Consider the following 16894-nt stretch of genomic DNA (forward strand, 5'->3'; position numbering starts at 1 on the left):
CTTAAGCGCGACATCTACTATGGTATTAGTAATATTATGCGAAAAGAGTTTTTTAACTTAATTCATTTCGCCAGGAAATTAATGCTTCTTTTTCAGTTGTTGTTATACTTCCATCTTCTTCTAATAGATCTACCGAAATATCAAAATTAGTTAATGTTTCATACTCGATACCTGCTTCTTGGAAATGTAAATCCGCCTTGTTAAGACCATATGTAAAAATGGCAAATACCCCTAATACGGAAACGCCTTCTCGTTGTAATGCCTTCGCAACACCTAGTGATGAACCCCCAGTAGAAATTAAATCTTCTATCACAAGTGCTTTTTGTCCTTTCTTGATGACACCTTCTATTTGGTTTTGTTTGCCATGACCCTTTGGTGTGGAACGAACATAAGCTAGTGGCAGGTTTAATTGATCAGCTAACCAAGCTGCATGTGGTATTCCTGCAGTTGCACAACCTACGATAATATCTGGCTTCATATCCATTTCCATTACGAAGGAGGCAAATCCATCGATAATCTTTTTTCGAATAGCTGGATAGGATAACGTTAAACGATTATCACAATAGATTGGGGATTGTAATCCAGATGTCCAGGTGAAATAATGTTTAGTATCGATTTGTATCGCATGAATGGCTAATAAATCTCTTGCAATCTCCTTACTTTGTATCATTATTTATCCTCCCATTCTTTATTAATTTGTTCATAGGCATGATATGGACTTTTTGCTTCTGTAATACTTCGCCCAACTACTAAAATATCTGAGCTATTTTGTCGAGCTATACGTGGGGTTGCAATTCGTTCTTGGTCATGCCGATTCGATTCTTCTAGACGAATACCAGGTGTTACTGTTAAAAAACTGGGAGTACAAGCTTGTTTTATTTGTGGTGCTTCATGTACGGAACACACAACTCCATCCATCCCACTCTCCTTAGCTAATTTAGATAGCTGAACCGTATTAGCTAGAATACTCCCAGTAAGGGATAATTCTAGGTTCATCTCTTTCTGATTCATGGATGTTAAGATGGTAACAGCGATTAACTTAGTCTCTTTTTGATATCCGCTAGATCCTGATAATATCCCTTCTTTTGCTTGCTCCATCATTTTCCGACCACCTAGGGCATGAACATTCAAAATATCAATATCTAATGTTGCAAGATTTTTCATTGCTTTTCGAACAGTAGACGGAATGTCATGTAATTTTAAGTCGAGAAATATTGGATGATTATTTGCTTTTAATTTCTCAATAACTCGGGGACCTTCACGATAATATAATTCCATTCCGACTTTTACGGGAAGTCCTTGTAATTGATGCATCTGTATAAATTCGTCCGTTTCCTTCCATGTTGTAAAATCTAATGCTATATAAATCGATGGTTTCATATCCTTGCCCCTTTCCCAATTACCTCTTGAATGGAAGAATATCCATACTGCTCTAATATTACTGGTAATTGATCGATTATTTCTGAACAGATAAATGGATTTTGAAAATTAGCTGTTCCAACAGCAACCGCATCTGCTCCTGCTATTAAAAATTCAAGTACATCTTCAGCAGAAGCAATTCCTCCCATTCCGATAATTGGCAGATTCACTTGTTGCTTTACCTCATTAATCATACGCAGTGCAACCGGTTTGATAGCTGGACCTGATAACCCTCCCGTCTTATTTGCTAATAAAGGCTTTCGCTTTGATAAATTAATTTTCATGCCTGTTAGCGTATTGACCATGGAGAGACCATCTGCACCAGCAGATGCTACTGCACTAGCCATACTAGTTATATCTGTCACATTTGGAGAGAGTTTTACATATACTGGTAAGTTACTCACTTCTTTCACAGCTTCTGTTACCTTAGCCGCCATGACGGGATCTGTTCCGAATTGTATTCCACCCTCTTTTACATTGGGGCAAGAAATATTCACCTCTAGTGCATGTACATCTTTTGTTTGGTTAAATTTCTCTGCGACCATTTTATATTCAGAGATGGTACTACCTGCTATATTAGCAATAATAGAGGTATTATAATTTGCCAGAAAAGGAACTTCGGTTTGAATAATCGATTCCACACCAGGGTTTTGTAAGCCAATCGCATTTAACATTCCAGCTGAAGTTTCGGCTACCCGTGGCGTCTGATTACCATAACGTGCCTCACCTGTAGCTGCCTTCATAATCACTGCTCCAAGCTTACTTAAATCATAAAACTGGCTAAATTCTCGACCAAAACCAAAACATCCAGATGCTGGCATAATCGGATTTTTCAAAGGTAAACCTGGTAAATGAACTGCTAATGATGTCATAACAATACCTCCTGAGCAGAAAATACTGGACCATCCTTACAAATCTTTTTATATCCAGTTTGATCCGTAGTTGGAATCACACAGGCAAAACACGCACCGATACCACACCCCATTCGTTCTTCTATGGAAAGATACCCCACCTTATTAGGCAATTCTTTTTTTACTGCTTTAAGCATTGGGATAGGCCCACAAGCATAGTATGAATCATAGTTTTCTAGTTTATTGAATAAAGAAGTGACAAAACCTTTATCACCATATGTACCATCGTTTGTTACGATATAAGTAGTTCCTAGTTGCTGGAATTCTTGTTCATAAAAAAGGTCTTTCTTTGATTGAAATCCTAAAATAGAGATAATCTCTTTACCTGTTTCACTCATTTTCTTTCCAAAATAGTATAATGGCGGGACACCAATACCTCCTCCAATCAATAAAATCTTATCGTCTGTTGACTCAAGCGGGAAGCCATTTCCACAGGGGCCAAGAACATCAATCATATTACCAGGTTGATAGGATGCTATTTTTTCTGTTCCTTTTCCGGATTGTTTAAATAGGATCGTTATGGTCTGTTCCTTTTTATTTACATCTGCAATCGATATAGGTCTTCTTAACATAAAACCATCTATATAAACGTGGATGAATTGACCTGGATTGGCTGATTGGGATAAGTATTCATTTTGTAAGATCAACTCAGTTGTATTGAGTGCAACCGTTTTAGAAGACTTAACGGTAACAGTTTCCTTTTGAATCATAATTGGACAGCCTCTTTCTGTGTTATAGATTTTGCCTGAAAAGTCGTTGACTCAATCACACGTAAAATAGCATTTGCTGTATCAAGATTAGTGAAACAAGGAATACCATTTTCCACAGCCAATCGTCGTATCATAAACCCATCTGAGGCTACTTGTTGCCCAGAAGATAACGTGTTTACAACAAATTGAACTTCATCTTGTTCGATAATGGATAAAACATTCGGCTTATCTGATCCAACTTTTTCCACCTCTGTCACTGGAAGTTGAAATTGTCTTATATATGATGCCGTTCCAGTAGTTGCGTATAATTCAAACCCTAGTTGGTAAAAGCGTTTAGCTATTGGTAATATTTCGGCTTTATCTTGATTAGCTACCGTTAATAACACAGCACCCTCTTGTGGGATGGAGATACCAGAAGCGAGTAATCCTTTATAAAGTGCCTTTTCCAGCGTTTTATCATAGCCAATCGCTTCACCGGTAGATTTCATTTCAGGTCCTAAATTTGTATCAACACTTCGTAGTTTTTCAAAGGAAAACACGGGTACTTTTACCGAAACCTCATTTGATTCAGGTAATATACCTGAGTGAAAGCCTAACGATTTTAATGTTTTACCTAAAATGCATGCTGTTGCCAATTTTGCCATAGTCACCCCAGTAATTTTACTTAAGAATGGGATCGTTCGACTAGCTCTTGGATTGACTTCCAACACATATACATCCTCTTGATCAATAATAAATTGAATATTAATCAATCCTTTTATTTGAAGTGCTTTTGCTATTTTTTCAGTTGCTCTCATACATGTTTGTTTAACTGCTTCTGAAATACGTTGCGGTGGATAAACTGCAATCGAATCCCCTGAATGGACACCAGCACGTTCTACATGTTCCATAATTCCTGGAACAATGACAGTTTCACCATCACTAATAGCATCAACTTCTACTTCTATACCTGTCACATATTTATCAATTAAGATCGGGTGTTCGTCTGTGATGTGTCCCATTTTTTCTAAATATCTTTGTAATTCTACTTCACTATGGACAATTTCCATACGACTACCACCAATTACATAAGATGGTCTGACTAAAACGGGATACGTAATCGATGCTGCAACTTCAAATGCCTGTTCTAATTTTTTAACCGTTTTGCCTGTTGGACGAAGTAACTGTAATTCGTCTAGCAGCTGTTCAAATTTATCACGATCTTCCGCTTGATCAATGGATTGCAAATCAGTTCCTAGGATTTTCACACCTCGACGTGCTAGTCCTGCAGCCAAATTGATTGCAGTTTGTCCTCCAAACTGGACTACTACACCTTCTGGCTTTTCTAAATCAATGACATGCATGACATCCTCAACTGTCAGTGGTTCAAAATATAATTTATCTGAGATACTAAAATCAGTTGAAACTGTTTCAGGGTTATTATTCATAATAATTGCTTCATAGCCAAGTTCCTTTATCGCTAATACAGCATGAACTGTTGCATAATCAAATTCGATCCCTTGACCAATACGAATCGGTCCAGATCCTAGTACGAGCACCTTTTTATTGTTTGAAACAAGAGATTCATTCTCTTCTTCATAACAGCTATAAAAATAAGGTGTAACAGAGTCAAATTCAGCTGCACATGTATCAACCATTTTATAAACGGGTATTATGTGCTTTTGTTTTCGTAAGGCATACACATCATCAGAATCTATCCCCCACAAACAAGCAATATGTTCATCAGAAAAACCGACACGTTTTGCTTCTTCTAAAAGACTTATATCGTTTTTTTGCTCTTGTAAAGAATGCTCTAATTCTATTATTTTTATTAATTTTGCAAGGAAGAAACGATCAATTTTGGTGACTTGGAAAACGTCATTGATGGTTAATCCACGCCTAAATACCTCTAACAGAACAAACAATCGTTCATCATCGCACTTTTGTAAGCGTGTCTTTAACCTATCTAATGGTTCCGTTTTTAGACTACTTAACCCTAAATCATTAATTTGATTATCTAATGACCGTATTCCTTTTAATAACGATTCCTCAAAGTTCCTTCCAATAGCCATAACTTCTCCTGTTGCTTTCATTTGTGTTCCTAACGAACGATCACCCAAAACAAATTTATCGAACGGAAAACGTGGAATTTTCGTGACAACATAATCAAGTGTAGGTTCAAAACAAGCATATGTTTTTCCTGTAATTGGATTAATTATTTCGTCTAGCGTTAATCCAACCGCAATCTTTGCAGCAACTTTAGCAATTGGATATCCAGTTGCTTTTGAGGCCAATGCTGATGATCGACTAACTCTTGGATTTACCTCAATAATGTAATAGTCAAAACTATTTGGATCTAGTGCTAACTGAACATTACAACCACCTTCAATTTGTAGTGCACGAATTATTTTTAATGAAGCATTTCGTAATAGTTGATATTCCCGATCACTTAATGTTTGTGAAGGTGCTACAACGATCGAGTCTCCTGTATGTATCCCAACCGGATCAACATTTTCCATATTACAAACCACAATAGCTTGATCTTTTGCATCTCGCATTACTTCATATTCTATTTCTTTATATCCCGCTATGTTTTTTTCGATTAAACATTGATTTACAGGAGATAAAGCCAACCCATTACGAACAATTTCTTTTAATTCCTTTTCGTTAGAACACATGCCACCACCTGTACCACCAAGTGTATAAGCAGGACGAACGATAACGGGATACCCAATTTTATCTGCGAATTGTAATGACTCTTCGATTGAATGTACAATACGACTAGCTGGGACTGGTTCTTGTAATTCATTCATTAGGGTTCTAAATTGTTCCCGATCCTCTGCTTTTTGAATCGCCTCTAGAGATGTCCCTAGTAATTTGACATTATATTGTTTTAAAATCCCTGCTTCCTCAAGTTCAATTGCAAGATTTAATCCAGTTTGACCACCAAGTGTTGGTAATAATGCATCTGGTTTTTCTTTACGAATAATTTTAGATAAAAATTCTGTAGTTAATGGCTCCATATACACTTGATCTGCTACTGTTTGATCTGTCATGATCGTTGCTGGGTTTGAATTTGCCAAAATAACGGTATACCCTTCTTCTTTCAATGCTTGACATGCTTGTGTACCAGAATAATCAAATTCTGCTGCCTGACCAATAATAATAGGACCTGAACCTATTACGAGTATCTTCTTGATGGATGTATTTTTAGGCATAAACAAATCCCTCCTGTTTTGCTTTAAAATCTTTCATGATTTGTAAAAACTGTTCAAATAAATCATTCGCATCTTCAGGTCCTGGAGAACTTTCAGGGTGATATTGGACAGAAAATGCTGGGTAGGTTTGATGTACTACTCCTTCTACTGTCTTATCATTAAGGGCAATGTGCGTTACATCTAGATCAGTATGTACTAGGGAAGAATTGTTCACCGCATAACTATGATTTTGCGATGTTATATAAGTTTTACCTGTTTTTAAATCTTTCACTGGATGGTTTGACCCACGATGTCCAAATGTTAATTTTTCTGTCTCAGCACCACAGGCCAAAGAAAGTAGCTGATGTCCTAAACAAATACCGAATAAAGGGATCTTTCCTAATATGTTTTGAATCATTTGAATTGCAACTGGTACATCTTTAGGGTTTCCTGGTCCATTTGTCAACATCAAACCGTCTGGCTTCAATTGCATAATCTGTGTAGCACTGTAATGATAAGGAACAACAGTAATATGGCAATCTCGTTTAGTTAGTTCTCGTAAAATACCATGCTTCATCCCATAGTCCACAACGACAACCCGCATCCCTCTTCCAGGAACTACATATGGTTTTACGGTAGACGTTTCCTCTACTTGATTTTTTGGTAAAGTGCAGCGTTTTAGTTGGTTCACTTTCTCATTAACATTTTCGGTTACCGGCTGAATAACTGCCTTCATGGTTCCATGTTGACGGATGATTCTAGTCAATTTTCGTGTATCCACTCCAACAATCCCTGGGATGTTATGTTTCTTTAGATAATGATCAAGTGTTTCTTCATAGCGAAAATTAGATGGAGCTTCACAAACCTCTTTTGCAATAAAACCTTTTATAAATGGTGTAATCGTCTCGAAATCATCTCGATTGATCCCGTAATTGCCCATTAATGGATATGTCATGGTAACAATTTGACCACAGAAAGATGGATCTGTTAGTACTTCTTGATAGCCAGTCATTCCTGTATGAAAGACAAGTTCACCAATCGATTCAACATCACTTCCGATACCATTTCCAATCAATACAGTTCCATCTTCTAATATGAGTTGTCGTTTAGCCATTCATATCCTCCTTAAAAACTACTTTTCCATTGACGATGGTTAATACTGGATATCCTTTTGCTGTCCAATTGTGAAACGGCGTGTTTTTCCCTTTCGATGCAAACGTTTCTTTATTTATTTCTTTTTCTGTCTGCAAATCTATTAATGTAATATCTGCTGCACATCCTTCTTGCAATCTACCATAAGGTAAGTCAAACGCTTCTGCAGGCTTAATCGTTAACCAATCGACTAATTGTTTTAAAGAGAGGTTATGTTGCTGGATAAAATAGGTATATAATAATGGAAAAGCTGTTTCCAACCCGACAATCCCGAATGGTGCGTCTCTAAAACCAACTTCTTTTTCCGACTCAGCATGTGGTGCATGATCAGTTGCAATAAAATCAATGGTTCCATCCATTAACCCCTCAACCAACGCTTGTTGATCCTCTTTTGATCGTAATGGTGGATTCATTTTTAAGTTAGCATCATCTTCTTGGATATATTCTTCATTAAGCAATAAATGGTGTGGTGTCACTTCCGCAGTTACTGGAATACCAGCTTTTTTTGCGTCTCGAATGACACGAACAGATTCTTTCGTACTCACATGACATACATGATAATGACAACCTGTGGCTTCGGCTAACAACACATCACGAGCGATCTGGACAGACTCACTTAATGACGGAAGACCAGGTAATTTTAAACGTTTACTAATCTCTCCATCATGGGCGACCCCACCATAAACGATTGAATTATCTTCACAATGGGCTACAATTGGTTTTTCCACCCGTACTGCTTCTTTCATCGCACGATACATCATATCGGCAGTCTGAATCCCAACTCCATCATCCGTAAATGCGAAAATATTGAATTCAGCTAAGTCTTCCATTGGTGTTAAGTCATTTCCTTGTAAACCTTTCGTTATTGCTGCATATGGTAATACCCGAACAACTGCATCCTTGTTCAGTTTTTCCTGTAATTGTTCCATAGTCTTTACATTATCTGGAACAGGATTTGTATTTGGCATCGCGCATACTGTAGTAAATCCACCTTTAGCTGCAGCCTTCGTACCTGTTACAATTGTCTCTTTATATTCTCCACCAGGCTCGCGTAAGTGAATATGTACATCGACCAAACCTGGCAAGATTAAATGTCCATTACAGTCGATCGTTTCATCTGCTGTACTATCAATTTGAGGTGCAATTTGTTGGACAATCCCATCTTCAACTAAGACATCACAACGTTCCATCTCATCATTAGCTAGTAATTGCTTGACGTTTTGTAGTAAAAGTTTCATGTAACATTCCCCTTTGTTTTAATAGATTTGCCATGATGGCCATTCGAACATATACACCATTTTCCATTTGTTTAAAAATGCGAGAACGGCCGCATTCTACCAAATCTCCATCTATTTCGACTCCTCGATTGACAGGTGCTGGATGCATAATGATCGCATGGTCCTTCATCCTTTGTTCCCTTTCTTTCGTTAAGCCATAATCTTCCAGATAGGAATTAGTAGATTGAAAGTTATTGATATGCCGTTCATGTTGAATTCTTAGCATCATTAATGCATCAGCAATTTCCACTGCTTCATCAATGGAAACATGCTTAAATCCAAGGCTTTCATCTTCTAGTCCAGGTGCTGCGCAAAGATATACATTTGCTCCTAGTTTATCTAGCGCGTACATGTTAGATCTTGCAACTCGACTATGTTTAATGTCTCCAGCGATCACAACATTCACATTTTGAAAAGAAGAAAACTCTTGATAGATGGTTAATAAGTCCAGCATTGACTGTGTCGGATGTTCACCTTTTCCAGCCCCTGCATTAATGACAGGAATTGATACATATGGAAGTAATGCTTCATACCAATTATCATCTTGATGACGAATAACGACTAAATCTGCTCCAATTGCTTCCATCGTTTTCACCGTATCATATAAGGATTCCCCCTTTTGCACGCTAGCTTGATCGGTATGGAAATCAAGTACTTCGATTCCAAGTTTTCGCTGTGCCACTATAAAACTCATTTTTGTCCGTGTACTTGGTTCAAAGAATAAGTTTGCCGCAAAGATTGGTTGTGTGATTTGTTCATACCCTTTTCGGTAGCATTCGGCTTTACTTAAGATACCGAGCAATTCTTCCCTTGATAATAATTGGGTAGATAAGAAGTTATGCTGCATTGTCATGCTCTGTCACCTCATTCGAATTAAACATTGATCCATTTCCATAACCACTTTCCTTGCCAGGTAACACTAGGTTCAATAAAACCCCAATAAGTGCTGACAGTGCCATCCCAGCAATTTGCAGGTTATCTGTTAGTTGGATGTACGCTCCACCAATTCCAATTACTAGAATGACTGAGGAAATAATGAGATTTCGTTTATTGCTTAAATCCACTTCATTATCGATTAACATCCGTAAGCCGTTAGATGCAATAATCCCGAACAATAGGATCGACACACCGCCCATTACTGCAGAGGGAATCGAACTAATGGTGGCTGTAATAATTCCAATGAAGCCAAACATAACCGCTAACACAGCAGCTCCCCCGATGACGAATACACTAAACACCCTTGTAATGGATAACACACCAATGTTTTCCCCATATGTTGTATTGGGAGGACCACCAATTAAAGAAGCAATAACGGTTGCTACCCCATCTCCCATAATCGAGCGATGTAGTCCAGGTTTTTTTACAAAGTTTCTGCCAACAACCTTTGATAGTACCATTTGATCGCCAATATGTTCCGCAATTGTTACGAGTGCAACAGGAGCCATCAAAGCAACAATTTCTAAGCTAATGATGTCTAATGGGGAATAATGTACAAATGGCATGATGAAATCAGGTTTTTGAAAAATTGCTATAAAAAATTCTGTAATAGAATCCGCTGAAGTAATTGCCGTCCACTCTTCTCTAATTCCACTTGTATCAACAATTCCTCTAAACAATGCTACGATGTATCCAACTACAATTCCGATTAAGATTGGAATTAATCCAAAGAACCCTTTAAAAAATATGGATGCAATGATTGTAACCAGTAATGTGATTAATGCTACCTGAAAGTGTGTACTACTATAAATCTGCTCATCACCAGGGGCATACATAGCCATATCAATTGCTGTTGAAGCAAGTCCGAGACCAATAACAATGATGACAGGTCCTACAACAATCGGTGGCAAAATACGCATTAGCCAATTTAAACCTAGTAACCGTATAAATATAGCAACTAATCCATAAACAATACCTGCCAAAAAGCTTCCTATCATTGCACCAGCAGGTCCAGCCGATGCCATCGCTCCAATAATCGGTGCAATAAACGCAAAGCTTGATCCTAAATAAGCGGGTATTCTCCCCTTTGTGATTAGTAAGTAAGCAAGTGTACCTAGTCCACTTGAAACCAATGCAACTGCAGGAGACAATCCTGTTAAAAACGGAACTAAAATAGTCGAACCAAACATTGCAAATAGGTGTTGTAAACTTAACATGATCCATTTTTGTACTTTTGGAACTTCCTGCACATCTAACGCAGCATTTTCTTGTCTCATTTTCACATTCCTCCTATTTAATTTAAGCCATATAAAAAACCTCTTTGCAAAAGGTCGCAAAGAGGTACACGTGTGGTGTAAACACGTCTATTCTATACAACCTTTTAAATCTCTCTGGATTTAATTAAAGGTCTTTCTTATTTATTTTTCATAAATACTTACTTCATCTTTTTCATCATGCTCCATAACGTGAACCACAATGATTTCTTGATCAGACGTCGGTATATTTTTACCTACATAATCGGCACGAATTGGTAGTTCACGATGTCCACGATCTACTAAAGTCCCTAATTGTATTTGTGATGGCCGATCAATATCCATCAAAGCATCCATTGCTGCTCTTACTGTCCTACCTGTATAAAGGACATCATCAATCAACACTACCTTTTTTCCTTTTAAAGGCACATCAATATGAGTAGATTTCAATTCTGGATCTTCCTGTTCAGAAACTTTTTCTAAATCATCCCGATAAAGTGAAATATCTAGCTCACCAATTGGGACAGTATGTGACTCGATTTGCCTAATCTTTTGTTGGAGGCGTTTCGCTAATGGTACACCCCTTGTTTTAATGCCAACTAAGATTAGATCGTCACCACCTTTGTTTTTTTCTAGTATTTCGTGTCCCATTCTTGTTAATGCTCGATTCATAGCTGCTTGGTCTAGCACAACTGTTTTTTTCTGCAAGGCGATCACCCCTATTAAAAAACCCTTTTCTCCCATGAGGAAAAAAGGGTTTTGGACATACGTATCGTATAAGTTACCGGTTCCTTTTTAGCCTCACGGGACTATTATTAAAGGATCTTATTTAGTTAGCTATATTATTTCAAAAGAAGTCAGTTCTGTCAATACATTTTTTCAATTAGTTGTAAAACTTCATGAAAATAGGCTGGTGTTTCTGCTTCAAATTGTAACCATTTCTCCGTTCTAGGATGATAAAAGCCTAGTATTTTCGCGTGTAACGCTTGACCGTTAATATCCATTGTTTTTCTCGGCCCATATTTGGGATCCCCTACCAATGGATGATTAATATAGCGCATATGTACACGAATTTGATGGGTTCTCCCTGTTTCTAATTGACATTGTATATACGTATATTCTTTATAACGACGTATTACTTGAAAATGGGTAACTGCTGGCTTTCCATTTTCAACAATGCCCATTTTTTGCCTATCTCTTGGGTCTCTTCCAATTGGTGCATCAATCATTCCATGGTCATGATCGATTTCCCCATGAACTATTGCTTCATACTTACGCTCAACGGTTTTATTTCCGAGTTGCTCTGCTAAATGTACATGTGCTTGATCATTTTTAGCAACAACTAGTAATCCACTTGTATCTTTATCAATTCGATGTACAATACCAGGTCGTTCTACTCCATTAATACCTGATAAATCCTGACAGTGGTAGAGAAGTGCATTCACCAAGGTTCCCTCTTTGTGACCAGCTGATGGATGAACAACCATCCCTCTAGGCTTATTAACAACAATAACATCTTTATCTTCATACATGATCGATAAAGGAATATTTTCAGCCTTTATTTCAAGGGGTCTTACTTCAGGTATTTGCCAAATTATTTGATCTCCACTTTGGCATTTGTGATTAGTCTTTACCTGCTCATTATTGACCGCTACATATCCATCCCGTATCCACGATTGTATTTGAGAACGGGATGTTTCAGGAATAATGGTAGACAACAGTTTATCGATTCGAATATTATTTTCTGGTTCTGTCACAACATGTTGTTGTGTTGTCATTACTCCTCATTTCCTTTCCTCTGTTTCTTTTCATCCAAAAATGTGATAATTAAAACTAGAATAACACCGATCACAAGTGCTGCATCGGCTACATTAAAGATTGGGTAATCATATGTGAAAATCATGACATCCACAAAATCTACTACTTCTTGACGGAACAGACGATCAATAAAATTACCGATAGCTCCACCTAACATAAAGCTCAGCGAAATAGCGAGTAGTTTACTCTCTTTAGCGTATTTCTGCATGTAGTAAACAATACCAATAACCACAATAATTGTTATTACATAGAAAAATTCCATTTGTCCTTGTAGTATTCCCCATGCTGCACCTCTATTACGATGCGATGTAATATAAAGAAAATGGTCAATAATGGTAATTTGCTCACCTAAATCCATTGATTTAACGATTAGCCACTTTGTCAATTGATCGATACCAATTATTATTACCGCAAGAATATAATATAAATACATTCATTCTCCTCCGATTCACCAAACACTTTAGAATTAGTTTCCATAAGGTTGTTGTAATAATTTTAATTCATGTTACTTCTGAAAATAGTTATTTCATCAATATAAAAAATAATGAGTAGTTATATATTATGTAACGTAACTCACCGCTACGGAAAGCGAGTGTTTTCACACAGCTTTGGATTAGCACTCATCTAAAAAAGGATGGAAGTAGTCAAGTTCAATTTATGGGGCATTATATAGATTGTACGTACTGTGCAAAGTGATTAGTGATTTTTTTACAATGAACTTTACAGAACGCCTTCTAAAACATTTTACCATAAAAAATACTCCCCAGCTAAAGGGAGTATTTTTTCTTTCCATTACTAACAAATGGTTAAGCTGTATAATGTTTTTTTACTACATCTGCACATCGAGAACATAATGTAGGATGGTCCTGGTCTTCTCCTACTGTTTCTGAGGCTGTCCAACAACGTTCACATTTCTCACCAGGATGTGCTTCTACTGTAATCGACACGTACTGATAATCCTTTGTACCCTCAGCTGTTTCGGTAATAGTTGCTTCGGACACAATAAATAACTGATGTAAATTCGGAATAGATTGAAGTACCTCTTTTGTTTGCTCATCTTTTGGGACAATCGTAATTTTAGCTTCTAATGATTTTCCAATCACTTTTTCATTACGGGCTTCTTCTAGTGCTTTCAATACATCGTCACGAACTTGCATGAAATGATCCCATTTATCATTTAACATATCAAAGCCTTTAATTTCTCTTGGTTCTGGTATATCTGTTAATTGAACACTTTCTTCTTTCGTACCAGGGATGTATTCCCAAATCTCATCTGCAGTGTGTGGGATAATTGGTGTTAATAATTTCACCAATGTCGTTAAAATTTCATAATAGCCTGTTTGAATACTACGACGGCGATGTTGGTCTTTCGCTTCGATATATAATACATCTTTTGCAAAATCTAAATAGAATGAGCTTAAATCAGCCGCACAAAAATTGTGGATTTGATGATAAATTGGTGAATACTCAAATTTATCATAGCTTTCACGTACACTAGCAAGTAGTCCTTGCAAGCGATGTAGCATGTAACGATCGACTTCTTCCATATCCTCTTCTGCAACAGCATCTTTTGCAGGATCAAAATCAGATAAATTAGCTAACATAAAACGGATTGTGTTCCGAATTTTACGATAGGCCTCCGAGATTTGTTTTAAAATTTCTTGTGAAATACGCACATCTGCTTGATAGTCCACAGATGATACCCATAATCGTAAAATATCTACGCCTAGCTGTTTTTGTACTTTAGCAGGATCCATTACATTACCAAGTGATTTACTCATTTTTCGTCCTTGACCGTCCAGAACAAATCCATGACTAATAATATTTTTATATGGTGCTTTCCCAGTTACAGCTACAGCAGTTGAAATAGAAGAATTAAACCAGCCACGATATTGGTCACTACCTTCCAAATAGACATCTGCTGGACGCCTGTGATCTTCACGGCCAACTAAAACTGCTTCATGGGAAGATCCAGAGTCAAACCAAACATCCATTATATCGGTTTCTTTTGTAAATGTACCATTTGGACTATGCTCTGATGTAAAACCTTCTGGTAATAATTCCTTTGCTTCCCATTCAAACCAAACATTGGATCCGTGTTCTTTAAATAACGCAGAAACATGCTCAATCGTTTCATCTGTAATAATTGGAGTACGATCTTCTCCGTAAAATACAGGAATCGGAACACCCCACGTACGTTGGCGTGAAATACACCAATCTTCACGATCACGAACCATATTATGAAGTCGTGTTTCTCCCCAGCTTGGATACCAATTTATTTCTTTAATTTCGTCTAAAATATTTTGTCGAAAGTCTTTAATGGATGCAAACCATTGGGAAGTTGCACGGAAAATTGTCGGTTTCTTCGTACGCCAATCATGTGGATACGAATGGGTAATGAAAGAAAGTTTTAACAATGCACCGACTTCATCCAATTTTTGTGTAATCTCTTTATTTGCTTGATCATAAAACATCCCTTCAAAACCAGGTGCCTCATCTGTAAAGTATCCTTTTTCATCCACTGGACACAACACGTCAATTCCATACTTTTTCGATACAAAAAAGTCATCTTCCCCATGACCTGGTGCGGTATGAACACAACCAGTACCAGCTTCTGTTGTGACATGATCTCCTAGAATAACAAGGGAATCACGGTCATAGAACGGGTGTCTCGTGACGATTTTATCTGCTTCTTGACCCTTAAAGGTTTGTACAACTTCTGGATTTTCCCATTCTAATTCATTCGATACCATTTCTAACATGTCATGTGCAATAACAAATTTTTCATCATTGACACGTACGACTGCATATTCCAAATCTGGGTGAACACTTATAGCTAAGTTAGCAGGGATTGTCCATGGAGTTGTTGTCCAAATAATAAACTTCTCATTTCCACTTAATAAGTCTTTTCCATCTGTAACCTGAAAAGCAACATATATAGAAGGAGAACGCTTATCATGGTACTCAATTTCTGCTTCTGCTAATGCTGACTCAGATGACGGAGACCAGTAAACAGGTTTTAGCCCTTTATAAATATAGCCTTTTTTTGCCATTTCTCCAAAAACACGGATTTGGGCAGCCTCATAATCTTTTGTTAGCGTGATATAAGGATTATCCCAATCCCCTCTTACGCCAAGTGCTTTAAATTGGGAGCGTTGACGATCCAATTGACCCATTGCATAATCTGCACACATTTGGCGGAATTCCGCAATGCTAAGCTTTTTACGATTGATTTTCTTTTTCTTTGTTAATGCCGTTTCAACAGGCAGACCATGTGTATCCCAGCCTGGGACATATGGTGCATGATATCCTGACATCGATTTATAACGCGTAATAAAATCTTTTAAGATTTTGTTAAGCGCATGCCCAATATGCAAGTCCCCATTCGCATATGGTGGCCCGTCATGTAAAATAAAAGATGGTCTTCCCTCTGTACGCTGTTGTGATTTTTCATAAATGTTATTTTCTTCCCATAGTTCTTGTCGCAATGGCTCTTTATTTGGCAAATTTCCACGCATTGGAAACTTGGTCTTTGGCATTAGTAATGTTTCCTTATAGTCCATTTTATTTTCCTCCTTATTATTTTTTGTTTAGCTGTTTTCTAAAAGATTATTGCTTTCCATTATGAAACTCATGCATATAAGAACTATTATACGCAGCAAATTAAAGCCGTTGATTTCCACTTCGGACAGTCGCTTTCCGCGGACAACGCTTCAGCTTCCTCGGAAGCAAAAACCGCTTCCTGTGGGATCTTCAGCTGTTGTTTTTTCCGCAGGAGTCGACTGTCCTACACTCCAATCAACTAGTATATTAGCAATAGCAATGATTAGAGAGAGGACAGCACACATCAGCGAAGGAAAAACACGAAGACTCCTGCGGGAAGTAGGAGATCGGTGAGACCCCACAGGGCACTAGCCCGAGGAGGCTTACCACTCCCCCGCGGTAAGTAGACACTGTGAAAACGAACAGTTTGAACAGATGTCGCACTTATGCCCCTGGTGAAAGCGTAGTGTTTTTCCGTAGAGAAGCTATGTGCTTATCCTAACTACTGCGCATAATATAGGTTATGCGACGTAGAAACAACAAAGTGTGCGAAAAGATCCTTTTGTTTTAAATAAATGGTTGCTGTGGTGGTTGTCTAAATAGTTTCTGCCCGCAAAAAAGCCTAAAGGGGAACAGTAAGTTAAACCGTGTGCTCGTTATGTCTAATTTTGACCTAGCGATATATTTCTTTACATACAA

13 protein-coding genes are annotated in these 16894 nt (G+C 37.6%); all 13 read right to left on the reverse strand.

What is annotated here, in order from left to right:
• Positions 1–52: 52 nt before the first annotated feature.
• The 13 genes from pyrE to ileS all read right to left on the reverse strand — a co-directional run bounded on the left by pyrE (position 53) and on the right by ileS (position 16215).
• Positions 53–670, reverse strand: a complete 618-nt coding sequence (gene pyrE, locus GHC26_RS07870) for an orotate phosphoribosyltransferase (RefSeq protein ID WP_163970721.1) — start codon at positions 668–670, stop codon at positions 53–55.
• Positions 670–1380, reverse strand: a complete 711-nt coding sequence (gene pyrF, locus GHC26_RS07875; protein ID WP_163970722.1) for an orotidine-5'-phosphate decarboxylase — start codon at positions 1378–1380, stop codon at positions 670–672. The genes pyrE and pyrF overlap by 1 nt, the downstream gene beginning before the upstream one ends.
• Positions 1377–2291 (reverse strand): dihydroorotate dehydrogenase, encoded by a 915-nt coding sequence (locus GHC26_RS07880; RefSeq protein WP_163970723.1) that lies wholly within the window; start codon positions 2289–2291, stop codon positions 1377–1379. Before GHC26_RS07880 ends, pyrF begins: the two co-directional genes overlap by 4 nt.
• Positions 2288–3037, reverse strand: a complete 750-nt coding sequence (locus GHC26_RS07885; RefSeq protein WP_205599209.1) for a dihydroorotate dehydrogenase electron transfer subunit — start codon at positions 3035–3037, stop codon at positions 2288–2290. Before GHC26_RS07885 ends, GHC26_RS07880 begins: the two co-directional genes overlap by 4 nt.
• Positions 3037–6237 carry a carbamoyl-phosphate synthase large subunit gene (gene carB, locus GHC26_RS07890; protein ID WP_163970725.1) on the reverse strand — a complete coding sequence of 1067 codons (3201 nt, stop codon included), beginning with the start codon at positions 6235–6237 and terminating at the stop codon, positions 3037–3039. Before carB ends, GHC26_RS07885 begins: the two co-directional genes overlap by 1 nt.
• Positions 6230–7330: a carbamoyl phosphate synthase small subunit gene (locus tag GHC26_RS07895; protein WP_163970726.1), complete on the reverse strand. Its 1101-nt coding sequence runs from the start codon at positions 7328–7330 to the stop codon at positions 6230–6232. Before GHC26_RS07895 ends, carB begins: the two co-directional genes overlap by 8 nt.
• Positions 7323–8606, reverse strand: coding sequence for a dihydroorotase (locus GHC26_RS07900; protein ID WP_163970727.1), 1284 nt, complete (start codon positions 8604–8606; stop codon positions 7323–7325). Before GHC26_RS07900 ends, GHC26_RS07895 begins: the two co-directional genes overlap by 8 nt.
• Complete coding sequence (locus GHC26_RS07905) at positions 8566–9492, reverse strand: aspartate carbamoyltransferase catalytic subunit (RefSeq protein WP_163970883.1); 927 nt, start codon at positions 9490–9492, stop codon at positions 8566–8568. The genes GHC26_RS07900 and GHC26_RS07905 overlap by 41 nt, the downstream gene beginning before the upstream one ends.
• Positions 9482–10858, reverse strand: coding sequence for a solute carrier family 23 protein (locus GHC26_RS07910; RefSeq protein ID WP_163970728.1), 1377 nt, complete (start codon positions 10856–10858; stop codon positions 9482–9484). The genes GHC26_RS07905 and GHC26_RS07910 overlap by 11 nt, the downstream gene beginning before the upstream one ends.
• 141 nt (positions 10859–10999) lie before the next feature.
• Complete coding sequence (gene pyrR, locus GHC26_RS07915; RefSeq protein WP_163970729.1) at positions 11000–11542, reverse strand: bifunctional pyr operon transcriptional regulator/uracil phosphoribosyltransferase PyrR; 543 nt, start codon at positions 11540–11542, stop codon at positions 11000–11002.
• Between the two features lie 158 nt (positions 11543–11700).
• A complete protein-coding gene (locus GHC26_RS07920; RefSeq protein ID WP_163970730.1) occupies positions 11701–12612 on the reverse strand; it encodes an RluA family pseudouridine synthase in 912 nt (303 codons plus the stop codon).
• On the reverse strand, positions 12612–13085 hold the full coding sequence (gene lspA / locus GHC26_RS07925) for a signal peptidase II (RefSeq protein WP_163970731.1): 474 nt from the start codon (positions 13083–13085) through the stop codon (positions 12612–12614). Before lspA ends, GHC26_RS07920 begins: the two co-directional genes overlap by 1 nt.
• 373 nt (positions 13086–13458) lie before the next feature.
• On the reverse strand, positions 13459–16215 hold the full coding sequence (gene ileS, locus GHC26_RS07930) for an isoleucine--tRNA ligase (protein WP_163970732.1): 2757 nt from the start codon (positions 16213–16215) through the stop codon (positions 13459–13461).
• Positions 16216–16894 lie beyond the last annotated feature (679 nt).

Origin of the sequence: Oceanobacillus halotolerans (assembly GCF_010993955.1) — a bacterium.
GTDB classification, from domain to species: Bacteria; Bacillota; Bacilli; order Bacillales; family Amphibacillaceae; genus Oceanibacillus_A; species Oceanibacillus_A halotolerans.